The organism is Dellaglioa kimchii (assembly GCF_046115505.1).
Lineage (GTDB): Bacteria > Bacillota > Bacilli > Lactobacillales > Lactobacillaceae > Dellaglioa > Dellaglioa kimchii.
Window position 1 is genome coordinate 863,371 of the sequence record NZ_CP170736.1, and the last position, 21,550, is coordinate 884,920.

Consider the following 21,550-nt stretch of genomic DNA (forward strand, 5'->3'; position numbering starts at 1 on the left):
TTTATATAATGAAAAAAGTTACTGTATTTACAAAAAATAACTGCATCCAATGCAAAATGACAAAACGCTTCTTAAAAGAAAACAACGTAGAATTTAACGAACGTAACATTTCCGAAGACGACAACGCTATAGATTACTTGAAAGGCCAAGGTTTCCAAGCTGTTCCTGTTGTAGAAGCTACTGGATTTGATACCATCGCCGGATTTCGTCCTGATATGCTTAAAAAGTTGGCAGTCTAATGAAAATTGTTTTCTTTAGCATTACTGGGCAAACACGACGCTTTATCAATAAGATTGGCTATCCTTCATTTGAAATTGATCCAACAAACCCGCTTATTGAATTAAATGAACCCTATATTTTAATTGTTCCAACATATGAAATCGGGCTCACTGAATCGGTCAACGACTTTATTGAATATCAATCAAATAGAGAAAATATACTGGGTGTTGTTGGCGGTGGGAACCGGAACTTCGCCCAACTTTTTATTTTTACAGCAAAAGATATCGCAACCGACTATCACGTCCTATTATTATATGAATTTGAATTCAATGGCACTGAAGAAGATGTAATCAATATGAAGAAAGTAGTTGATGAAATTGACATTAAAAACGTTAGATAGTGATAAAGTCACTTATTATGACTTAAATAATGAAATTAATATTCCCGTAGACGGTCAAATTCCACTTCAAAAAGATCAAGAGGCCTTAACTGCCTTTTTAAAAGAAAATGTTGCTGAAAATACAATGCAATTTGATTCACTAAAAGCACGTTTTGATTATTTAATTGACAACAACTATATTGAAACTGATTTTTATAATAAATATGACTTCTCATTTATAGAGGAGCTGTACACTTATTTAGCAGCTCAAAAATTCCATTTTGGCACATTTATGGCTGCCTACAAATTTTACGCTCAATATGCACTTAAAACTGATAATAATGCCTACTATCTTGAAAATTATATTGATCGTGTTGCAATGAATGTTCTTTATTTTGCTGATGGCAATACAGATCTAGCAATGAATTTAGCTGACGAAATGATTCACCAACGTTACCAACCAGCTACACCTAGTTTCTTAAATGCAGGTCGTAAGCGTCGTGGCGAATTAGTTTCTTGCTTCTTAATTCAAATTACTGATGATATGAATGGTATTGGACGTGGCATTAACTCAGCACTTCAATTATCACGAATTGGTGGTGGTGTTGGTATTACGCTCAGTAATTTACGTGGCGCTGGTGCACCAATTAAAGGGATTGAAGGCGCTGCTTCTGGTGTCCTACCCGTTATGAAATTATTAGAAGATAGTTTTTCATATTCTAACCAATTAGGACAGCGACAAGGTGCTGGAGTTGTCTATTTAGACGTCTTCCATCCAGATATTGTTGCTTTCTTGTCAGCTAAAAAAGAAAATGCTGATGAAAAAATCCGTGTTAAAACTTTATCATTAGGTATTACCGTACCTGATAAATTTTATGAACTCATTAAAGATAATGCAACGATGTATCTTTTCGATCCCTACGGTGTTGAAAGAGAATATGGAGTCCCTTATTCCTATGTTGATATCACAAAAGAATATGATAATATGGTTGCCAACAAAAATATTAGTAAAAAAACGATTCTTGCCCGCGAATTAGAAACTGAAATTTCTAAACTGCAACAAGAATCTGGCTATCCTTATATCGTCAATGTTGATACTGCAAATCGCGCAAACCCAATTGATGGTAAAATAATTATGAGTAATCTTTGTTCAGAAATTATGCAAGTTCAGACACCATCAACTGTGAATAATGCGCAAGGCTACGATGTTATGGGGACTGATATTTCATGTAACTTAGGCTCAACTAACATTGTTAATATGATGGCTTCTCCAGATTTTGGCCGTTCAGTTGATTCAATGGTTCGCGCCTTAACTTTTGTAACTGATAGTTCAGATATTGATGTTGTGCCTCCTATTCAACATGGAAATAACTTAGCACATACCATCGGTTTAGGTGCTATGGGCTTACATGCCTACTTCGCTAAAAACCATATGCATTATGGTTCAGAAGACTCAATCGATTTCACTAGTGTTTATTTTATGATGCTTAACTATTACTCATTAAAATCATCAAATGCTATCGCTAAGGAAAAAAATGAAACATTCCATAACTTTGAGAAAAGTACTTATGCAACTGGCACCTACTTTGATAAGTATCTTAACGAAGATTGGGGCCCTGCTTCTGATAAAGTTGCTGCCTTATTTGATGGTATCGACATCCCTAATCAAGAAGATTGGGCGACTTTGAAAGCTAATATTCAAGCTGACGGTCTTTATCATCAAAATAGATTGGCTGTTGCACCTAATGGTTCTATTTCATATATTAACGATACTACTGCCAGTCTTCACCCAATTATTAACCGGATCGAAGAGCGTCAAGAAAAGAAAATTGGAAAGATTTACTATCCAGCTCCTTACCTTTCAAATGACACGATTCCATACTATACTTCTGCATACGACATGGATATGCGTAAAGTTATTGACGTTTACGCTGCTGCACAGGAACATATCGATCAATCACTTAGTTTAACTTTATTCATGCGTTCAACGATTCCTGAAGGCCTCTATGAATGGAAAAATGGTCGGACAGATAAAATGACAACACGTGACTTAAACATTTTGCGTAATTATGCGTATAATAAAGGTATTAAGTCAATTTACTACATCAGAACCTTTACTGATGATCAAGAAGAAGTTGGCGCAAATGCTTGTGAGAGTTGTGTTATCTAAACTGTAACGGAGGAAAGTTAAATGAATAATGATAGTTACAAAGCAATTAATTGGAACGAAGTTGAAGATCAAGTTGATAAAGCAACTTGGGAAAAACTAACAGAACAATTTTGGTTAGATACACGTATCCCCCTTTCAAATGATTTAGATGATTGGCGTACGCTGAGCCCTGCAGAAAAAACATTAGTTGGGCATGATTTTGGTGGGCTAACATTGTTGGATACAGTCCAATCACAAGATGGGATGGAAGCGTTGCGTCATGATACACGGACTGCTCATGAAGAAGCTGTTTTAAATAATATTCAATTTATGGAATCTGTTCATGCTAAAAGTTATTCATCAATCTTTTCAACATTGAATACAGCTTCAGAGATTACTGAAATTTTCGAATGGACAGACAAAAATGAATTTTTACAAAAAAAGGCACAACGTATTAATGGTATTTACCAAAACGGGTCACCATTAGAGAAAAAAGTTGCTTCTGTTTTTCTTGAAACGTTCTTATTCTACTCTGGTTTCTATACGCCACTTTACTATTTAGGCCATAACAAATTGGCAAACGTTGCTGAAATTATTAAATTAATTTTACGTGATGAATCTGTTCATGGTACCTTCATTGGCTATAAATTCCAGCTAGGTTTCAACGAACTTTCTGAAGAAGAACAAGGTAAAATGAAGACCTGGATGTATGACCTTCTATTTGAATTATATGAAAATGAAGAAAAATATACTCATGAACTTTATGATGAAGTTGGTTGGACTGAAGAAGTTTTGACCTTTTTACGTTACAATGCTAACAAAGCATTAATGAATTTAGGCCAAGATCCTTTATTCCCTGATACAGCTTCTGATGTTAATCCCGTTGTTATGAACGGAATTTCAACATCAACATCTAATCATGATTTCTTCTCTCAAGTTGGTAATGGCTACTTACTTGGTAGTGTGGAATCAATGGATGATTCAGATTATGAAATTGGTGAAAGTGGCCAAATGAAACGTCGTCCTAAACGTTAGACAAAAAAATCCTTACTATCAGTTTTTAGGCTGATAGTAAGGATTTTTTATTTAACGGGTTTAACTTTACAATTACAGTAATATTCCCACTATTCCCGCACAAAGCATCAATATTCCTATAACGACCATCCATACACCTGATAAACGATTTAATTTCTCACGATAACTAGAATCCTGCGTTATTTTTTTCGTTCTAAAGTTGCTATATTTATTAGGATCCGTTTTAGGCGCGTAGTTTCCTAAGATAATCAGCAATGTTCCCACTATCAGTGCAACACTACCAATAATATTAACTTGATGTCCCAACGCGGTAGCATACATCATTGTTGCTAAAATTATTGATAAAATTGGCGTAATCCAAATTATAGCTGTATCTAGTTTCTTATTTTGACGATTAGCGCTATCTATTACCATTATCACCACACTGATTAAAATCATCAATAATGGGAACCCAATAATAACTAGATTTTTACCACCATACTGATCAATATTCCCAGCTATATTCCAGTGAATCGGAATTTTATCGGGTATTTTGTGATACAAAACTACTCCCATAATCATTGGGACAAATCCAAATAAAATGACGCTGATATTCCTTTTATTTTTCATCATTGTCTCCTCCTGTCAGATATCATAACTATTTTAAATAGGTCGAAATAGTTACTTGATTCAAGCTAAAATGATTACTACTTTTACCAGTTGATATACTTTATTTCTTTAGCAATATAGTTAAAAAAATAGTATTTAGAGCTAATTGAAAACTAACCCTAAATACTATTCTTTCAAGCGTTCACTTTGTTAATCGCTCTTTTATCTGTTGGTAAAACAGTTACTTCAAATTCTGAAATATAAGCATTTTCATAATCCAACGCCTTAATGTTAAAATTAGCAATTTTCATTTCATCATTAGCTCGAAATTTTGAGTCATTATTAAGCACAAATCCAGTAAGCGTCACCGCTTCACTTTCTTCCGCTTCTTTAAGCGTTGTATCAAAATATCTTTCAAAATCATATAATGTTACTTTACCTGAAACTTTAAATTTATTGTTACCCATATCTACGATATTATCATCATTTGTATCATCAAATTCTTCTCTAACAACACCAAATAATTCTTCATAGATATCTTTATCTGTCACAATTCCTGAAGTCCCACCATACTCATTAACGACAATAACGATTGGTGTTCGCTTAGATACCATAACGTCCATAATACTATGAACTTCAGCATTTTCTTGAACGGCCGGAATATCACGCATAATTGTTGAAATCAAATTTGTTTTATCAATTTTTTCCTGTCGCAATAAATCATAGCTATAAACGTATCCAATAACCTTATCTTTATCATTGTTAGCAATAACTGGGAACCTTGAATATCTAGTTCTCCAATATAAATTAACAACGTTTCTAATTGAATCGTCTACGTCTACTGCAACCATAGATGTTCGGTCAATCATGATATCTTCTGCCACTTTATCATTCATATCAAATGCTCGTCGCATGAATGTTAAATCTTCTTCATCAAGTTCACCAGCATTTGCGGATAATCGAGATAATGAGAGAATTTCAGTTTGCGAATAAATATCTTCTTCATTTTCAACTTCATAACCTAACAAATGCGTAATCCAATTTGCTGAACGATCTAAAATCCAAATTAATGGGTATAACACAATATGGAAAAACATAATAGGACGGACAATAAATAATAATACTGGCAATGGATCTGCAATTGCAATATTTTTAGGTACTAAATCAGTAAAAACAGCATGAATAACAGTAAAAATAAGAATTGCAGCAACCGATGCAACAGCATTTGCCATAGCCGCGGGTAATATATTTGATTGGATAATCGCATCTGCTATTGTTTTTTCACCAATCCAACCAAGAATCAAACTAGTTGAAGTGATACCAACTTGGGCCGTTGACAGATACTCTGTTAGGTTCTCCGTCATATGAATAGCCCGCTTAATATTTTTAAGCGGCTTCTTCCCATACATATCTTTTAATGCACTAATACGGACACGAACCAATGCATACTCAGTCAGTGTAAATAACACAGACAAAAGTAATATTGCGATTATAACAATTACGTTCACTAAATAATTTTCCGGACCAGAATCCAAGGTAACACCCTACTTTCAATTTGTTGTAATTTCTTAACTTCCATTATATCAAAAATATTGTTCATAAACTAGTTAACACTTTATCATTATATCTGAAATAAGGCTATCTAAATCTATATATCTTGGTATTATCTTAATTATAATTAAGAAGAGTTACTTTTAATGATTCTTTTTACAAACAACTATTACTTAAATAAGTTATAATAAAAATATCATATAATAATTAGAATTGGGGATCTATAATGAACTTTTTAAAGAAATATGGTTTTTATTTAATGGCACTTGCCGTTATAAGTGAGTGGATTTTACCTTTAGCATTAGCACCTTTCGTACCTGGTTATCTACAATTCACTAATTTAATTAGTGATTTTGGGGAAGTTGGCGTTCCAACTCATATGGCATTTAAAGTTTGGGAAGTTATAAATGGCCTTCTTTTCTTACTTTCAGCACCAGCTTTTTATGAATACTTTAAAGGTACGTCAAAAAAATTAGCCAGCTGGTTTACCGCTATGTTAATTATTTTTAGTATGACTGATTGTCTTTTAACAGGGATTTTCGATCGTGCACTCACATCAAATACACAAAGCATTACGGGTATGATCCATAATTATTCGTCAGGCATTGGCGACACCGCTCTTTTGATAAGTATGTTTTTTTTATTAAAACTCTATCAAATGCAAGGTAAAAAATTAATTACAACCCTTTTATTAGTTGCCTTTGTTGTTTCACTAGGCATTCAATTTTTATTTGTTTATCCAAGAATTATGCCAGATTCACAATTTAAAATTCCTTACCGTGGTTTGTGGCAACGTTTAAATTTATGGTTGCTCTATATGCCATTTTTATTAATCTCTATCAAAAATATGTTTAAAAAAAGACAGTAATAATTAATGAAATGCCTCACAATTATTAGACGTAAGTCTAGCGATTGTGAGGCATTTTTATATCTAAATAATCAAGTAAGAAAGCAATCATCATACGCAGTTCGCAGACTAAAAATGCGTTAAATTAACTATTAAGAAATCGATCAGTACATTCAGAGTATCTCTGTCAGTTTAATAACAAACGTATTTCTTGCAAATTAAAAGACATAATTCCGATATTTTACCGGAATTATGTCTTGATGTCTTAACTGATATATATACCATTTTAATATACTATATTATCTAATATTCTTTATTAAAAACTTCATTATAGGGCTAGGCATTCTACCCTTTTTATCTACTGATTTTTTTTGATTTACAACTGCTAAAATCTGTAATAACGTAAAGGCTATCGAACTACGTTTCCTAAATGAAATATATTTTGGTTGCCATTTAGTTACATATTTATTTTTATACTTCTTTAGTCCTTGGAAACCATAAAAATGATACCCATATTCATAAATTAAATGAGCTATTTTTTCTTCCGCAAAACTAAATTTAGATTCACCTACATTCGATAATGGTGCCATACCCATATCGAATAATTCATAGCCGCCCTCTTTTGCTTGTTGGAAAAGGCTAATAAAGATTTTATCCATAATACCAGATGGCGCTTCTTCTCTACTATATCTCATCAAATCAATCGATAAGACTCTATTATTTCCGGTTGGCATCATTGTCGCAAAGGCAACCTTATGTCCCTCAGAATCATTAATAATAGCAATAGGCGCTTGATTAAGATAATATTCATCGAAAAATCCTAAAGAAAATCCTTTTTCAGCTTGTCCATTCAGCCAACTATCAGATATTTTTTTCAATTCTTGAATAGTTTCCTTTGAATAAGGGGGCTCGATCATTGCAAATGTATAGTTTTCTCGTTCAAATTTATTCATCAAAGCACGTTCAGAACGTCTTTTTTTACCAGCCAATTCAAATTCAGCTACTTTAACAAAACCTTCTTCACCCGTTTTAATGAAATCAAATCCAACTTCATGTAACATCATTGTTAATTTCGCATCAACTTCATAAAAAACTAATTCTAATCCTTCAATATCTGCATCAACAATAAATTGATTAATTGCTTCACGAATAAGCTCAGGATTACCAACAGGTTCACCCATAACCACTAATTTATTCGATTTTTTTTGATAAAGGAAAAATACTTCGTCTTGTCCATCATTCTGATAGAAATAAACATTTTTATCTTTTAAAAATGAAAGATGACTAACCTCATTACCACCGTAAGTATCAATTACATTTTTGACACGATCCGCTGGGAAATCTTGCTTACCAAATCGTTTATCCTTACCAGATAAGTACGTAAATGCAATCCATAATACCACAACTGCAGAAAGTAAACCTAAGAATCCTGATAGCCATATCTTTTCTGAAGGAAATAAGAATACATCTGGAACTTTACCCTTAAAGTGGAATTCTGGCATATTATAGAATCCTACGATTGTGTATAAAATGAATGTTCCAGCAAAAATACTACCATCAATTAATAAGCGGCCCCATGAATATTCAAATCTTTCACGATAAAATATCGGTTTAGATAATAGTGCACAAATGAGAATGATAGTTAAGAAAATAAGTATTGTTACTGAGAAATCATGCCATAATGTATTAGCGATACCCATGACAACAAAGATAATCATTGGCCAATAAACACGTTTAACTTTAGATTCAATACCTCGGCCAATCCCAATCATCAAGAAGGCAAGTATGATATTACTCATTTGATGAATGAAATAAAAGGTATAAGGATATAAGTAATTAATAATTGGATTAGTAAATGTGAATTCTGGAACCGTTGAAGCTAGCAATAAGATGATACCTGTCATATAGAAAAATAACACAAGTATAAAATGTGCTACTCTACTAAGTAATATAACCGGTAGTCCATTTAAATACTCATTAAGACGATGTCCTGAATCTTTAACAAATAATAGTACACCCACTAAGAATGGGAATATATAATAAAATAATCGATAAAATAATAACCAAATAACAGCTGTACTATCTTGTACACCTAGTGTTTGTAACCCTAAAATCATAAAAACATCAAAAGAACCTAATCCACCCGGAATCATTGAAATAACACCGATAATTGATGCGATAATAAATAATGGGAAGACAGCAACTAAATTAGATGTATCAACATTCATCATAAATCCGATATAAATGAAAAATAGACCAGCAGATCCCCATTCTAAGGAAGATCCAAGTATTAACGTTAGCTCACGACCTAATGTTAAATCTGCAAAAAATTCTGAATCTCTTGTCTTTGTAATAATAAAAACAATTGGGAAATATAGACCGCCTAATAATAACCAAACCCAGTACTGTCCGAATTGTGATCCAATATTTAATCCAAAAATCATGAATAAAGAAACCCAACAATATATGGATAGACCCGCAACTAAAAATAACGCTATTTTTGATATAGCAAACAGTACCTGTTTTTTAGACGCATTTTTACTATAAAAATTAGCTCTAAGCGATGCGCCTAATAGGCCACCAAATCCTGCTATGTTAGTCATTGTATTCGTTATCCAACCGCTTTGAAGAATGTATCGCCAGGAATATTTTTCAGGTAAAAATTTAACCATGACAAAATCATAAATCATCATCGGAAGGACGGCAATAAATCCAATTACCAACATTAATATAATTGATTTAGCTGACTGTGATTTAAAACTTTGCTGAACTTGTTCACCATTTATATCCTTAAATATTTGTCCAACTTGGATAATAACAAAAATTAAAACTGATAAAACGAATAAGAGCTTAAGAACTGTTAATCTTTTTTTAATAAATTCATTACACGTACTAATTATTTTTTTCATTTTTTGAATCCCCCGATTTATTATTAGTTACCTATACTCCCCCCGGAATATATAAAGCTATTTTTTCTTTTGTTTTACTCTATCATGGTTAAAAATAATGTCCATATCGTTAATAAAATTAATGTATTATATGAACAATTTGGTATAAAGTAACTAATACTGACCATAAAAATAATCTGCCTCGATTTAGTTACCTTTTCTAAATTGAGGCATCTAATCTACATACTAACTAATTTTAAAATAAACCCTAGTGATCATGTATAATGATGAACATTAATAAAAAACTAATGATGTATATAGAAAAAGTTTACCCTTCATCTGCAATTCGTCAGATTATTAATTTTAAAGGCCATTCAAATTCTAATATCAGAATAGTTATTCGTACCCCATATGTAAACGGTTATAATTCTCTTTTATTTATAGCTTACCCCCTCTACATTTTGTCCATTTATTCAATATTTTTTCAGATATATGTTTATTTAAATACCTTACCACGAATTATTAACATAACCAAATATTTTGCAAAAAAATAGCACGATGATTTCCAATAAATTGGAAATCATCGTGCTTAAATTATTCAAAAATAAAAATATTATTATTTAAGAGTAACTACTGCGCCAACTTCTTCTAAAGAAGCTTTCATTGCTTCAGCTTCGTCTTTAGAAATACCTTCTTTGATAACTGATGGAATGTTATCAACTAAACCTTTAGCGTCTTTAAGGCCTAAACCTGTAATTTCGCGAACGGCTTTGATAGCTTTAACTTTTTGGTCGCCAGCTTCTGTTAATTCAACAGTAAATTCTGATTTTTCAGCAGCAGCTTCGCCAGCACCAGCGCCAGCAGCAGCTACAGGAGCAGCAGCTGAAACACCGAATTCTTCTTCGATTGCTTTAACTAAGTCGTTTAAATCTAAAATGCTTGCTTCTTTTAAATCAGCAATGATTTTTTCTGTATCTAATGACATGTGTGTATCCTCCATTTTATGTGTACGATTTTTTGTGTACCGTTAGGTACCGATCATAGATGCTAAGTATTAAGCAGCAGGTTCTTCGTCCTTACTTTCTGCAACAGCGTTAATTGCATAAGCAACGTTGCGAACAGGTGCTTGTAATACTGAAAGTAACATTGAAAGTAAGCCATCACGACTAGGTAATGTAGCAAGAGCGTTAATTTCTTCTAACGTTGCAACTTTACCTTCAATGACACCACCTTTAATGCTAAGTGCTTCAGCAGTCTTAGCAAAATTAGCCATAATACGTGCAGGTGCAACAACATCTTCGCTAGAAAATGCGACTGCAGTAGGTCCAGAAAATACTTCTTCCATACCTTCATACCCTGCTTTTTCAGCAGCACGTACTAAAATCTTGTTTTTGATAACTTTCATTTCAACGCCTGCTTCGCGTAATTCCTTACGTAATGCAGTCACTTGTTCAACCGTTAAACCACGGTAATCCACAACAACTGCAGATGCAGCGTTATTGAATTTTTCAGTTATTTCATCCACAATTAATGCTTTTTGTGCGATAAATTCTTTACTCATAATTGATTCACCTCCTGTAGTCGTGTCAGAGCTTTTTTACAATAAAAAAACTCCGTGTCCACCAAGACACAGAGAGAGTAATACTTCACTCCTCGGCAGGTAAATTAAGGCTTGCGCCACCTGAGTCTTCGGTAGAATCATAAATTAATTGACTTCCATAAATTTAACACAGTTAGATATATGGGTCAACTAAAGAAATTTAATTATCTAATATTAGTTTTGAGCCAAGTTTAAACTTGGGCCAAATGTTGTAGCAACAGATAAATGTTTGATATAGCCACCCTTAACTGATGATGGGCGAGCTTTAACAATAACATCGTTGATAACATCAAAGTTACCAATTAATGCTGCATCATCAAATGATACTTTACCAATTGGAACATGAACATTTCCATCTCTATCAGTACGGTAAGTTACCTTGCCGGCTTTAGATTCTGAAACTGCTTTTTCAACGTCCATTGTAACAGTACCTGTTTTAGGATTAGGCATTAAACCTTTAGGTCCTAAGACACGGCCTAAACGTCCAACTTGGGCCATCATATCTGGTGTTGCAATAGCAACATCAAAGTCTAACCAGCCACCAGAAATACGTTCAACCAAGTCATCATCACCAACAACGTCAGCGCCGGCTGCAAGTGCAGCTTTAGCTTTATCGCCTTTAGCGAATACAACAACAGTTTGGTCTTTACCAGTACCATTTGGAAGTACAACAGCCCCACGTAATTGTTGGTCTGCTTGTTTTGTATCTAAGTTTAAGTTGTAAGCAAGTTCAATTGTAGCGTCAAACTTAGCAAAATCCATTTTCTTAGCTAATGCGATTGCATCAGTAATTGAATAGTTTTTACCTTCTTCAACTTGTTTTAAAGCGTCTTGATAATTTTTACCTTTTTTAGCCATCTTGAATTTTCCTCCTTGCAATATGTGGTCTAACGGATAAACCTCCCACTTGATACATCTATTTTCATAGAGTATCCGACCGAGAAGCGTGTTTGTAGTTTAGGAATTAACCTTCTACAACGAATCCCATGCTTCGTGCAGTTCCTTCGATCATGCGCATTGCAGATTCAACACCTGAAGCGTTTAGATCTTGCATTTTAGTTTCAGCGATTTGTTGAACTTGAGCACTAGTTACTGTTGCAACTTTTTTAGTGTTAGGTTCGCCAGAACCACTTTCAACGCCTGCAGCTTTCTTTAAAAGAACTGCTGCGGGTGGTGTTTTTGTAACGAAATCGAATGAACGATCTTCGTAAACACTAATTACAACGGGAATTAACATACCAGCTTGGTCAGCTGTACGTGCATTGAATTCCTTTGTAAAGCCCATGATATTAATACCAGCTTGTCCTAATGCAGGACCAACCGGTGGAGCAGGAGTTGCTTTCCCTGCTGGAATTTGTAATTTAACGACGTTTGCTACTGTTTTAGCCACGTGACATACCTCCTTGTAAAATCCGTGCGTGGTAAATGGAGATATAAATTTCTCCTCCCACTGTATGCAGAACATACTAATATAATATAACACCCAGATGGGTTCCACGCAATCTTATTTATGCTTTTTCCATAAAAATGTGTAAATTGATTCATCAACTCGTTTATTTTCATGTAATAATCTGTGAGCTGCTCTTCGACCGCTCACAATAAGTTCCTGATAATTAAGCTGATTTTCAACTAAATAGCGAAGTGATAAAACGCTATTAATGGAAACAGCGCCATCATTACCATTTTTCAAATCACCAGCAATATTTAAAAATTGTAAATTCTCTGGTAAATGCTGCATTGCCTTTTCAAAATACTGGTAGAGTGAAGTCGTTTCCACTGGACCTTTATCAGTTAAAAATAAATCTTCAATGATAGGCGTATTTTGTGCTACATTATGATCATTGTATGGTGCACCAATTGAGATGGCATGTGCCACCACTGGGACGTCAGTTATATCCCTGTATTCTGTCATATAGCGCAATATACTGACACTACCCATTGAATGTCCAACAAAATCAACCTTTTTAATGGCATAAGCACCATATAAAAATTGCATAATATAATGTAACCATAAGCTTTGTTTTTCAACAGGAGCTATATTATTTTTAAATAAAACTTGAATGAATGGTTGCGCAGATCTTAATTGACCTTCAACATGTAAACTACCATTATCATCTACTATGATAACCATATCTTTACGGCCATAACCTGCTCGTTCAAAACGAGCAATCATGGGGCCAAAAGAAAGTCGATTACCGCTATAACCGTGAACAAATAGTGTTGGGGTCATCTTGTCACTAGCTACAATTGGATCAGAGGCATCAATTGAAACATGCCCTAATCGTCTAAATTTATTTCCAATGAAAAAACTTGTGCCTGCTCCTAGATCTAACAAACCTAGCTTCAAAAGTCCCTTAGTCATTAAATCACCTTCTACTTTTGTGAGTTATCACTTTAGCCTAATAATTTATCTACTTGATCAAAGTTTAATTCTGTACTTGTTTCACGACCAAACATATCAATATCAACTTTAAGTTTTAATTTTTCATTATCGATTTCCGTTACTTTACCGATAAGGTTAGCAAATGCACCTTCAATAATTGTGACAGATTCACCGATTTCAATGTCCAATTCTTGATGACGAGCACTCATACCCAAACGACGAAGAATTAATTCCACTTCTTCAGGTAGTAATGGTGCTGGTTTACTTCCGGCCCCATGAGAACCAACGAACCCAGTTACACCTGGTGTATTACGAACAACATACCATGATTCATCTGACATACCCATCTCAACTAAAACATATCCAGGGAATGTTTTCTTCATATCTGTTTTTTCTTTACCATTTTTAACTTCACGTTCTTCTTCTTCAGGAACAACTACACGGAAAATAAAATCTTCCATACCCATTGATTGTGCACGTGATTCAATATTTGTTTTAACTTTATTTTCGTAACCAGAGTAAGTATGTAAGACATACCAACTTTTTTCGATTGATTCCATTATATATATCTCTCCTTAAATTATCAGCATCATTTTTCTCAAACAAAAAAAACTCCGCATCAACGAAGTTTTCTCACTTGTGTCATTATATCAAAACATCAGTTAAATAGCTATTTTTCTATGAAAATAGGGTTAAGAATGCAGAAGCACCTGAATCAACAATCCAGAAGAATATCGCAAACATAATTGCAGTTACAACAACAGTTGTTGTATCACGACGTAGTTCCTTACCTGTTGGCCAAGTTGTTGCTTTAATTTCTACGATAACACTTTTAAGAAATGCATTAATTTTTCTCATAACTATCCCCCTATTTTGTTTCACGATGTAACGTATGTTTATTACAATATTTACAAAATTTGTTTACTTCTAAGCGTGCGGTTCTGCTCGGTTTTGCAGCTACAATATAATTTCTTGAACCGCAAACGATACAAGCCAATGCTACTTTTCTTTGTGCCATGACTTTTTCTCCTTAATGTAAAGTTAACAAACGCTAACTTCGACTAACATTTTTAAAGAATACACTCATTTTACATTAAAAGAAAGAAAAAAGGAACCACCCTCTTTTCTTTCTTTCCTAATTATCGATTTTCTTTAAAAAATAACCCAAGTTTACTCTTACACCTTGAGATAGATCCTAATACCTTTTTCATATCACACTCTAAAATAAGTGCAATTTCTTCTGGCTTTTTCATTTGATAATAAAGTAAAACAAAAGTACTTCTTTCCAACTCTGACAATTTCAATTCAAAAGCATCCAATTTTTCTTGAAGGATAATTCTATCATCTGCCAATATCTCACAATAAAACGAGGGCCGTTCACATTCACCATAAGTTTCTTCATAACATTCTAAAGAATGAGAGTTCGCGTCAGATAACCTTTTAGTCGCTGATTGTTTGCGGATTAAACTGAAGATACAATTCGATAGACTGGTTTTAAAATACTGTCCAAACGTAATTCCTTTGTTCGGTTGGTAATTTCTTAATGCTTTAAGACAAACAGTTCTAGCCTCTTGTAAAAAATCTTCAGTATCCCATAATTTTAAATAGTATTTACGAATCATAGAATAGACCATTGGACGATATCGTTCAAACAACGGTTCAAATTTATGATCTGCACCTAATTTAATTTGGCAAATCAATTGAAAATCTGTTTCAGTTTCAGTACTCCGGTAAGTTTCATCTAACAAGTAGACTCTCCATATCCGGGTCTCCATTTTTCAATATACCAAACATAATGACCGATTACAACAGTTGCCTAGTCATGTGATAAGTTATCGCGTAATTCTGCAAGACTATCCAATTGTTCCGAGTCCCACGGAGAGCGACGAACCGATGCCTCCGTTTGATATTTTTTAGCTTGTTGGGCAACTTCTTTTTTAGATTCATTAATATCTTTATATAACTCCCATGCAGGAATTCTTAATGCCCCTTGCGAGAAAATAGTCCACTGTTCTGCTTGATCACTAGTTGCAACAGTTACCTGTGTGAGTTTAGTCTGTAACTCACCTATCATCGCTTCAATATAACTATCAGCCGTCTGGCCTTCTGCCGTCCAAATAATCTCTAATCCATATTTTGTATAACTCTTTGATAGTCCTGGAACATACATTGCATCAAAGACAACGATTAACCGAGAGTCAATCTGTTTATGATAATTTGATAACTTGTGTAGTAATAAGTCACGTGCTTCATCAAGTCGCTCTGATTGTTTCAATCGATTTAATTCTGGCCAATTACCAATCATATTATAGGCATCTACAACCAAAATTTGCTTTTTCATTATTATTTACCCCTAGAAGTAAATCCTTGATAAATAAGTAAACTGGCTGCGACACTGGCGTTTAAACTTTGAACATGTCCAACCATTGGGATGGTCAACATACCATCACAAGCTTTTTTCAATAACGGTGAAATACCTTTTCCTTCATTACCAATTACAAGTGCTGTGGGTCCTTTAGCATCCCATTCACGATAATCTTGTCCATCCATATCTGTTCCAAAGACCCATAATCCAGCCTTTTTCAATTCATTTACAGTATTTACTAAATTAGTTACGCGGGCAACCGGCATGTATTCAATTGCACCCGTTGACGTCTTAGCAACTGTTGACGTTAATCCGACTGCACGACGTTTTGGAATAATAATACCATGTACACCCGCAGCATCGGCTGTTCTCATAATTGATCCTAAGTTGTGTGGATCTTCAACATTATCTAAAATAAGGAAAAATGGTGGTTCATCTTTATCAGCTGCACTTTTGAAAAGATCATCGATAGTTGCATATTCAAATGCGGCAACTGCTACAATAACGCCTTGGTGATTTTGTTGATCTGATAATAAATCTAATTTACTTTTAGGGACTAGTTGTGTGATAATACCTTTTTTCTTTGCTAACTGTTCAATGCCACTTAAAACATCTGATTTTAATCCAGTTTGTAAAAATAATTTGTTAATTGATTGATTACTTTTTAATGCTGCTTCTACAGGGTGACGACCAATAATAAAATCGCCAGCCTCTTCACTACTTCTTGGTTGTCCCATTTAAGTTCTCCTTTTCAACGGTGTTAATACACCATTTTGCCAATTCGGCTAATCTATCGTTTTGATTACTCAAAAATAAGTAGCCAAATAATGCTTCAAATCCAGTTGAAATACGATACGTTATTACTGATGTATTTTTAGCTGAAGTATGACTTTTAGCATTACGGCCACGTTTAAAGTAGTCTATTTCCTCTTCAGTTAAAATATTATTTTCTGTCATTTTATCTATCAAGAAAGCTTGTGCTTTGGCTGATACATAATGTGTTGCTTGATGATGTAATTGAGTTGGTCTTGTAAGTCCTTGTACAAGCAAGTGTTTACGAACAAATACTTCATAAATACCATCACCCATATAAGCTAACGCAATCCCATTCATTTGTTGATAATCTGCATTATTTTCCATTAGTCTTTTCTCCATCTAGTTCCTTGTGGTGTGTCTTCCAAAATAATTCCTTCTGCTGCAAGTTGATCTCGAATTTCATCGCTTTTTTGAAAATCTTTTTGTTTCTTAGCTTCTATTCTTTGTGAAATTAATTTTTCAACTCTGATATCTAAAGCATCAGCTACTTGTCCAAACGCTAATCCAAAAACTGATGTCATTTTTTTGAAAATTTCTAACAAGTGATTAATTGAATCTTGTTTTACTTGTTTGTTTTCAGAATAAACATTCATTTTCTTAGCTAAATCATAGATAACTGCAATACCATTTTGTGAATTAAAATCATCATCCATAGCATTTTCAAAATTAGCTAAGCTTTCATTAATTTGATTTTCAACTAATTGATCTTCTCCTGAAACAGCATCGTTCAATCGATAAGTTAAATTATCAAATGCCGTTTTCAATTTATTTAAATTATTAGTTGCTTCATCAATATTCGTTTGACTATACTGAATTGGACGGCGGTAATGTGTTGTTGCCATAAAAAAACGGATAACTTGTGGATCAACTTCTTTAATCATATCATGCACTGTAACAAAGTTACCTAGTGATTTACTCATTTTTTCATCATTTTCACCAATTGTTACAAATCCATTATGCATCCAATAATTAGCAAATTTTTGACCCGTTTCAGCTTCACTTTGAGCAATCTCGTTCTCATGATGTGGAAACATTAAATCTTGTCCACCACCATGAATATCAATCGTCGGACCCAGATATTTTGTTGCCATTACGGAACACTCAATGTGCCAACCCGGACGACCCTTACCAAATGGAGAGTTCCAAGAAAGATCATCATTTTTGACTGATTTCCAAAGTGCAAAATCAATTTCGTCTTCTTTTCGAGCCGTTTCTTCATTATCAACATGCTGACTAGCGCCTTGTTCTAATTCGTTGATATTTTGATCAGATAACTTACCATAATCTGGAGATTTACGCGTTCTAAAATAAACATCCCCATCAGATTCATAAGCGTACCCTTTATCAATTAAATTTAATATAAATTGAATGATATCATCAATATTTTCTGTTGCCTTAGGATTTTTAGTCGCTGGTTCAATTGCCAATGCCTTTGTATCCTCCATAAAAGCAGCAATAAACTTATCTGCTAATTGTTGCACTGTTATATGGTCTTCTTTAGCAGCTTTGATCATTTTATCATCAACATCTGTAAAATTAGATACGTAATTAACTTTAAACTGACGATATTCAAAATATCGACGAATTGTATCAAACGCAATAGCACTTCGCGCATTCCCAATATGAATATAGTTATAAACAGTTGGCCCACAAACGTACATACTAACTTTTCCAGACACAAGTGGTTTAAAAACCTCTTTTTGATTCGTTAATGTATTATAAATTGAAATCATTTTATCACCCGCCATTTAATCTTTTTGTTAAAAAAAGACGTCTTTTATATAATTATAAAAGACGTCTTCAACGTTGTTCCACTCCTTAAGATGTAGTAAAACTGCATCCAACAATGAGTTAACGTTCATTACACGACTATAATTACTTTGTTCATCATAGCATTTTAAAGAGGCACTTCACAACTAACGTTTGTTTTCTCACATCACCGAAAACTTTCTAAAAAACGCTACTAAGTTATTACTCTCTCTTATCAAAAATTATTTTGTATTCATTTCTTCTAACGTTTTGTTCAAATGAGCTAATGCTTTTTCACGACCAAGCAATTCGATTGATGCTGGTAATTCTGGTCCATGCATTTCACGTGTTGTTGCAATACGGATTGGCATATATAATTGACGACCTTTAATTTTTGTATCTTTTTGAATTGATTTAATTGTTGCTTGGATAGCAACAGCATCAAAAATATCAATCGTTTTAATGCGTTCAGCAAATTCTTTTAAAACTGTTGGTGCTGTTTCAACAGCTAATTCTGCCTTTGCTTCATCATCAAGAACAGGTGGTTCGCTTAAAAATACTTCCGCCATTTCAGTAATTTGACCTGTATATGACATTTGTTGCTTATAAAGGCTAATTAATTTACGAGCCCATTCAATTCTTTCTGCACTTGGATCAGCTTCAATTTTACCATCTTGAATTAATTGACGTAAAGCCAAATCCATTACTTTATCTTCATCAGCTGTTTTAATATATTGATTATTAATCCATTCTAATTTTTTACCATCAAATGAAGCTGGCGACTTGCTTAAACGTTTAGGATCAAACATTTTAATCAATTCTTGACGAGAGAAAATTTCACTTTCGCCGACTGGTGACCAACCTAATAAGGTAATGAAGTTTACCATAGCTTCTGGCAAGTAACCCAATTCGCGATATTGTTCAATGAACTGGAGAACATTCTCATCACGTTTACTTAATTTCTTACCCGTTTCCGTATTGATGATTAATGTCATATGTCCAAAGATAGGTGCATCCCAGCCAAATGCTTCATAAATCATCAATTGTTTAGGTGTGTTAGCGATATGGTCATCCCCACGAAGAACATGTGTGATTTCCATTAAGTGATCATCAACAACAACAGCAAAGTTATAAGTTGGCATACCATCACGTTTTTGAATAACAAAATCGCCACCAATAGTATTTGAATCAAAGGTAATTTCACCCTTAACAATATCTTTAAATTCATATTTTTTATTTGCTGGAACACGGAAACGAATAACAGGTGTTAGTCCGGCTGCTTTTGATTCTGCAATTTTAGCAGTAATCTCATCATCAGACATGCCTGCATATTCGTATTCATAATGTGGCATTTCATTGCGTGCTTTTTGAGCGTCACGATCTGCTTCAAGTTCATCTTCTGTTTTATATGACTCATAAGCCAAATTTTTATCCACTAATTCTTGGATTAATGGTAAATAGATATCTTTACGTTCTGATTGACGATAAGGACCAAATTTTCCTGGTTTATCAGGACCTTCATCCCAATCCATACCTAACCATTTTAAGTTATCTAATTGGCTGCGTTCGCCATCAGCAATATTTCTCTTTGTATCAGTATCTTCAATACGGATAACAAAAGTACCCTTTTGACTTCTCGCAAATAAGTAATTAAATAGAGCTGTACGAGCATTTCCAATGTGTAAATGTCCAGTTGGACTTGGTGCATATCTGACACGAATTTTATTTTTAGCCATGATAACGCCTCTTTCTTTTTTTCTGTATTTAGTTACTACGATATAAATCGTTTATTTAAGGCTTTATTCAACTAATCTAGTTTACAATGAATTGGATAAAAAATAAAGCCAATAATCTTAGTATTGACTTTATTTCTTATCGTTTATTTTTTTCATTGAATGTAATGGTTTTGCAAAAATCATTCTTCCGGCATCTGTTTGAAGTGCACTTGTAACGACAACGTCAATTGATTTGTTTAGGAAATACCTTCCTTCTTCCACGACAACCATTGTTCCATCATCCAAATAAGCAACACCTTGTTGACGCTCAGAACCATTTTTTATTACCATAACATGTAATTGTTCTCCAGGAATAACACGAGGTTTCAATGATTTAGCTAGTGCATTTACATTCAAAATCTGGACATTTTGAAATTCGCTAACTTTGTTTAAATTAAAATCATTTGTGACAATGACCCCATCAATCGTTTTAGCTAATTTAATTAACTTACTATCCACTTCTTCAATCTCTTCAAAATCACCTTCGTACATTTCAATCGGCATGATTTTTTCATCTTGAAGTTTATTTAAAATATCTAATCCTCTACGACCTCGAACACGTTTGATACTATCAGCCGAATCAGCAATATATTGGAGTTCATATAAAACAAAATTAGGGACTAATAATGTTCCTTCAATAAAGCCAGTTTTAATTAAATCATAAATCCGACCATCAATTAAGATATTCGTATCTAATATTTTATATTCATGATAATTATCATTAACATTACGGTCTAGTAGACTACTTTCAACGACATCACTTTTCTTGTTTTTTGACGCAAATAATTTACGCCAATCCTCCAAGCGATTAGTACCTATGACAAAACCCAAGTACCCAAGTAAAAATAGTAACAAAACAGGTACAATTGTGTTCAATAACCAAATTTCTGATCGATAAAATGGTGTCGAAATTAAAATCGCAATGACCATACCGACAATAGTTGAAACGCTCGCTGTTAGTAGCATCATTGGGCTTTGATTAGTTAAATAATTTTCGATTTTTGCAAGTAATTTTTCTAGTGGCGTTATGATAAACAAAGATAAAATAAGAGCTAAACCGACACCTATTAAAAAATTAACAACACTATTATTTAATATACCAATCTCTGCAATACTCACTAATTTCCAAAAAAGTGGTAGCAAACTAACACCAATTCCGCCACCGACTAGTGCAACAACACCTTTAATAATATTTCTACGCATTGA

23 protein-coding genes, 1 pseudogene and 1 other annotated feature are annotated in these 21,550 nt (G+C 33.6%); of the genes and pseudogenes, 6 read left to right on the forward strand and 18 right to left on the reverse strand.

Features of this window, described 5'->3' with window-relative positions:
• The first annotated feature begins 8 nt into the window (after nucleotides 1-8).
• From nrdH to nrdF, 4 genes are read left to right on the forward strand one after another with little or no spacing between them, the layout of a single operon-like run.
• The gene (nrdH, locus tag ACE83Q_RS04390; protein ID WP_409021527.1) at nucleotides 9-239 is read left to right on the forward strand and encodes a glutaredoxin-like protein NrdH; all 231 of its coding nucleotides are present in this window, start codon (nucleotides 9-11) and stop codon (nucleotides 237-239) included.
• A complete protein-coding gene (gene nrdI / locus ACE83Q_RS04395; protein ID WP_409021528.1) occupies nucleotides 239-619 on the forward strand; it encodes a class Ib ribonucleoside-diphosphate reductase assembly flavoprotein NrdI in 381 nt (126 codons plus the stop codon). Before nrdH ends, nrdI begins: the two co-directional genes overlap by 1 nt.
• Nucleotides 597-2,768 carry a class 1b ribonucleoside-diphosphate reductase subunit alpha gene (nrdE, locus tag ACE83Q_RS04400; RefSeq protein ID WP_409022812.1) on the forward strand — a complete coding sequence of 724 codons (2,172 nt, stop codon included), beginning with the start codon at nucleotides 597-599 and terminating at the stop codon, nucleotides 2,766-2,768. Before nrdI ends, nrdE begins: the two co-directional genes overlap by 23 nt.
• Before the next feature lie 21 nt (nucleotides 2,769-2,789).
• Nucleotides 2,790-3,782 carry a class 1b ribonucleoside-diphosphate reductase subunit beta gene (gene nrdF, locus ACE83Q_RS04405; protein ID WP_409021529.1) on the forward strand — a complete coding sequence of 331 codons (993 nt, stop codon included), beginning with the start codon at nucleotides 2,790-2,792 and terminating at the stop codon, nucleotides 3,780-3,782.
• A 72-nt stretch (nucleotides 3,783-3,854) separates the two neighbouring features.
• On the opposite strand, the gene ACE83Q_RS04410 is transcribed toward nrdF, so the two are convergent.
• Both ACE83Q_RS04410 and ACE83Q_RS04415 read right to left on the reverse strand, forming a co-directional pair.
• Nucleotides 3,855-4,394, reverse strand: coding sequence for a DUF1648 domain-containing protein (locus tag ACE83Q_RS04410; RefSeq protein ID WP_409021530.1), 540 nt, complete (start codon nucleotides 4,392-4,394; stop codon nucleotides 3,855-3,857).
• Nucleotides 4,395-4,564: 170 nt separating this feature from the next.
• The gene (locus ACE83Q_RS04415) at nucleotides 4,565-5,905 is read right to left on the reverse strand and encodes a hemolysin family protein (protein WP_409021531.1); all 1,341 of its coding nucleotides are present in this window, start codon (nucleotides 5,903-5,905) and stop codon (nucleotides 4,565-4,567) included.
• A 242-nt stretch (nucleotides 5,906-6,147) separates the two neighbouring features.
• On the opposite strand from ACE83Q_RS04415, the gene ACE83Q_RS04420 reads away from it, so the two are divergent.
• Nucleotides 6,148-6,789: a DUF998 domain-containing protein gene (locus tag ACE83Q_RS04420; protein ID WP_409021532.1), complete on the forward strand. Its 642-nt coding sequence runs from the start codon at nucleotides 6,148-6,150 to the stop codon at nucleotides 6,787-6,789.
• A gap of 158 nt (nucleotides 6,790-6,947) precedes the next feature.
• A pseudogene (locus ACE83Q_RS04425) lies at nucleotides 6,948-7,037 on the forward strand (hypothetical protein); the annotation flags it as partial.
• A gap of 30 nt (nucleotides 7,038-7,067) precedes the next feature.
• On the opposite strand, the gene mprF reads toward ACE83Q_RS04425, so the two are convergent.
• The 16 genes from mprF to ACE83Q_RS04505 all read right to left on the reverse strand — a co-directional run bounded on the left by mprF (nucleotide 7,068) and on the right by ACE83Q_RS04505 (nucleotide 21,547).
• Nucleotides 7,068-9,677 (reverse strand): bifunctional lysylphosphatidylglycerol flippase/synthetase MprF, encoded by a 2,610-nt coding sequence (gene mprF, locus ACE83Q_RS04430; RefSeq protein ID WP_409021533.1) that lies wholly within the window; start codon nucleotides 9,675-9,677, stop codon nucleotides 7,068-7,070.
• Between the two features lie 595 nt (nucleotides 9,678-10,272).
• Entirely contained in the window at nucleotides 10,273-10,641 is a 369-nt protein-coding gene (rplL, locus tag ACE83Q_RS04435) for a 50S ribosomal protein L7/L12 (RefSeq protein ID WP_409021534.1), read from the reverse strand.
• A gap of 69 nt (nucleotides 10,642-10,710) precedes the next feature.
• Nucleotides 10,711-11,217 carry a 50S ribosomal protein L10 gene (rplJ, locus tag ACE83Q_RS04440; RefSeq protein ID WP_409021535.1) on the reverse strand — a complete coding sequence of 169 codons (507 nt, stop codon included), beginning with the start codon at nucleotides 11,215-11,217 and terminating at the stop codon, nucleotides 10,711-10,713.
• Nucleotides 11,218-11,251: 34 nt separating this feature from the next.
• Nucleotides 11,252-11,367, reverse strand: a sequence feature (ribosomal protein L10 leader region).
• Between the two features lie 63 nt (nucleotides 11,368-11,430).
• Nucleotides 11,431-12,114 carry a 50S ribosomal protein L1 gene (gene rplA / locus ACE83Q_RS04445; protein WP_409021536.1) on the reverse strand — a complete coding sequence of 228 codons (684 nt, stop codon included), beginning with the start codon at nucleotides 12,112-12,114 and terminating at the stop codon, nucleotides 11,431-11,433.
• A 106-nt stretch (nucleotides 12,115-12,220) separates the two neighbouring features.
• Nucleotides 12,221-12,646 carry a 50S ribosomal protein L11 gene (gene rplK, locus ACE83Q_RS04450; protein ID WP_409021537.1) on the reverse strand — a complete coding sequence of 142 codons (426 nt, stop codon included), beginning with the start codon at nucleotides 12,644-12,646 and terminating at the stop codon, nucleotides 12,221-12,223.
• A gap of 114 nt (nucleotides 12,647-12,760) precedes the next feature.
• Nucleotides 12,761-13,618, reverse strand: a complete 858-nt coding sequence (locus ACE83Q_RS04455) for an alpha/beta hydrolase (protein ID WP_409021538.1) — start codon at nucleotides 13,616-13,618, stop codon at nucleotides 12,761-12,763.
• A 32-nt stretch (nucleotides 13,619-13,650) separates the two neighbouring features.
• A complete protein-coding gene (gene nusG / locus ACE83Q_RS04460) occupies nucleotides 13,651-14,202 on the reverse strand; it encodes a transcription termination/antitermination protein NusG (protein ID WP_409022813.1) in 552 nt (183 codons plus the stop codon).
• 115 nt (nucleotides 14,203-14,317) lie between these two features.
• A complete protein-coding gene (secE, locus tag ACE83Q_RS04465) occupies nucleotides 14,318-14,497 on the reverse strand; it encodes a preprotein translocase subunit SecE (protein WP_057974232.1) in 180 nt (59 codons plus the stop codon).
• 10 nt (nucleotides 14,498-14,507) lie between these two features.
• A complete protein-coding gene (rpmG, locus tag ACE83Q_RS04470; protein WP_409021539.1) occupies nucleotides 14,508-14,657 on the reverse strand; it encodes a 50S ribosomal protein L33 in 150 nt (49 codons plus the stop codon).
• 121 nt (nucleotides 14,658-14,778) lie between these two features.
• The gene (locus ACE83Q_RS04475; protein WP_409021540.1) at nucleotides 14,779-15,387 is read right to left on the reverse strand and encodes an RNA polymerase sigma factor; all 609 of its coding nucleotides are present in this window, start codon (nucleotides 15,385-15,387) and stop codon (nucleotides 14,779-14,781) included.
• Between the two features lie 68 nt (nucleotides 15,388-15,455).
• The gene (locus ACE83Q_RS04480; protein ID WP_409021541.1) at nucleotides 15,456-15,980 is read right to left on the reverse strand and encodes an NYN domain-containing protein; all 525 of its coding nucleotides are present in this window, start codon (nucleotides 15,978-15,980) and stop codon (nucleotides 15,456-15,458) included.
• A gap of 2 nt (nucleotides 15,981-15,982) precedes the next feature.
• Nucleotides 15,983-16,741 (reverse strand): 23S rRNA (guanosine(2251)-2'-O)-methyltransferase RlmB, encoded by a 759-nt coding sequence (gene rlmB / locus ACE83Q_RS04485; RefSeq protein ID WP_409021542.1) that lies wholly within the window; start codon nucleotides 16,739-16,741, stop codon nucleotides 15,983-15,985.
• Nucleotides 16,722-17,144 carry a Mini-ribonuclease 3 gene (locus ACE83Q_RS04490; RefSeq protein WP_409021543.1) on the reverse strand — a complete coding sequence of 141 codons (423 nt, stop codon included), beginning with the start codon at nucleotides 17,142-17,144 and terminating at the stop codon, nucleotides 16,722-16,724. Before ACE83Q_RS04490 ends, rlmB begins: the two co-directional genes overlap by 20 nt.
• A complete protein-coding gene (cysS, locus tag ACE83Q_RS04495; protein WP_409022814.1) occupies nucleotides 17,144-18,553 on the reverse strand; it encodes a cysteine--tRNA ligase in 1,410 nt (469 codons plus the stop codon). Before cysS ends, ACE83Q_RS04490 begins: the two co-directional genes overlap by 1 nt.
• 258 nt (nucleotides 18,554-18,811) lie before the next feature.
• Entirely contained in the window at nucleotides 18,812-20,305 is a 1,494-nt protein-coding gene (gene gltX, locus ACE83Q_RS04500; protein ID WP_409021544.1) for a glutamate--tRNA ligase, read from the reverse strand.
• A gap of 129 nt (nucleotides 20,306-20,434) precedes the next feature.
• Nucleotides 20,435-21,547, reverse strand: a complete 1,113-nt coding sequence (locus tag ACE83Q_RS04505) for a PIN/TRAM domain-containing protein (RefSeq protein ID WP_409021545.1) — start codon at nucleotides 21,545-21,547, stop codon at nucleotides 20,435-20,437.
• Nucleotides 21,548-21,550 lie beyond the last annotated feature (3 nt).

Bases quoted from the DNA above. Each gene is read 5' to 3' on its own strand.
- nrdH (WP_409021527.1), top strand. From the start codon at position 9: ATGAAAAAAGTTACTGTATTTACAAAAAATAACTGCATCCAATGCAAA.
- nrdI (WP_409021528.1), top strand. From the start codon at position 239: ATGAAAATTGTTTTCTTTAGCATTACTGGGCAAACACGACGCTTTATC.
- nrdF (WP_409021529.1), top strand. From the start codon at position 2,790: ATGAATAATGATAGTTACAAAGCAATTAATTGGAACGAAGTTGAAGAT.
- ACE83Q_RS04410 (WP_409021530.1), bottom strand. From the start codon at position 4,394: ATGATGAAAAATAAAAGGAATATCAGCGTCATTTTATTTGGATTTGTC.
- ACE83Q_RS04420 (WP_409021532.1), top strand. From the start codon at position 6,148: ATGAACTTTTTAAAGAAATATGGTTTTTATTTAATGGCACTTGCCGTT.
- mprF (WP_409021533.1), bottom strand. From the start codon at position 9,677: ATGAAAAAAATAATTAGTACGTGTAATGAATTTATTAAAAAAAGATTA.
- rplL (WP_409021534.1), bottom strand. From the start codon at position 10,641: ATGTCATTAGATACAGAAAAAATCATTGCTGATTTAAAAGAAGCAAGC.
- rplJ (WP_409021535.1), bottom strand. From the start codon at position 11,217: ATGAGTAAAGAATTTATCGCACAAAAAGCATTAATTGTGGATGAAATA.
- rplA (WP_409021536.1), bottom strand. From the start codon at position 12,114: ATGGCTAAAAAAGGTAAAAATTATCAAGACGCTTTAAAACAAGTTGAA.
- ACE83Q_RS04455 (WP_409021538.1), bottom strand. From the start codon at position 13,618: ATGACTAAGGGACTTTTGAAGCTAGGTTTGTTAGATCTAGGAGCAGGC.
- secE (WP_057974232.1), bottom strand. From the start codon at position 14,497: ATGAGAAAAATTAATGCATTTCTTAAAAGTGTTATCGTAGAAATTAAA.
- rpmG (WP_409021539.1), bottom strand. From the start codon at position 14,657: ATGGCACAAAGAAAAGTAGCATTGGCTTGTATCGTTTGCGGTTCAAGA.
- ACE83Q_RS04480 (WP_409021541.1), bottom strand. From the start codon at position 15,980: ATGAAAAAGCAAATTTTGGTTGTAGATGCCTATAATATGATTGGTAAT.
- rlmB (WP_409021542.1), bottom strand. From the start codon at position 16,741: ATGGGACAACCAAGAAGTAGTGAAGAGGCTGGCGATTTTATTATTGGT.
- ACE83Q_RS04490 (WP_409021543.1), bottom strand. From the start codon at position 17,144: ATGGAAAATAATGCAGATTATCAACAAATGAATGGGATTGCGTTAGCT.
- cysS (WP_409022814.1), bottom strand. From the start codon at position 18,553: ATGATTTCAATTTATAATACATTAACGAATCAAAAAGAGGTTTTTAAA.
- gltX (WP_409021544.1), bottom strand. From the start codon at position 20,305: ATGGCTAAAAATAAAATTCGTGTCAGATATGCACCAAGTCCAACTGGA.
- ACE83Q_RS04505 (WP_409021545.1), bottom strand. From the start codon at position 21,547: ATGCGTAGAAATATTATTAAAGGTGTTGTTGCACTAGTCGGTGGCGGA.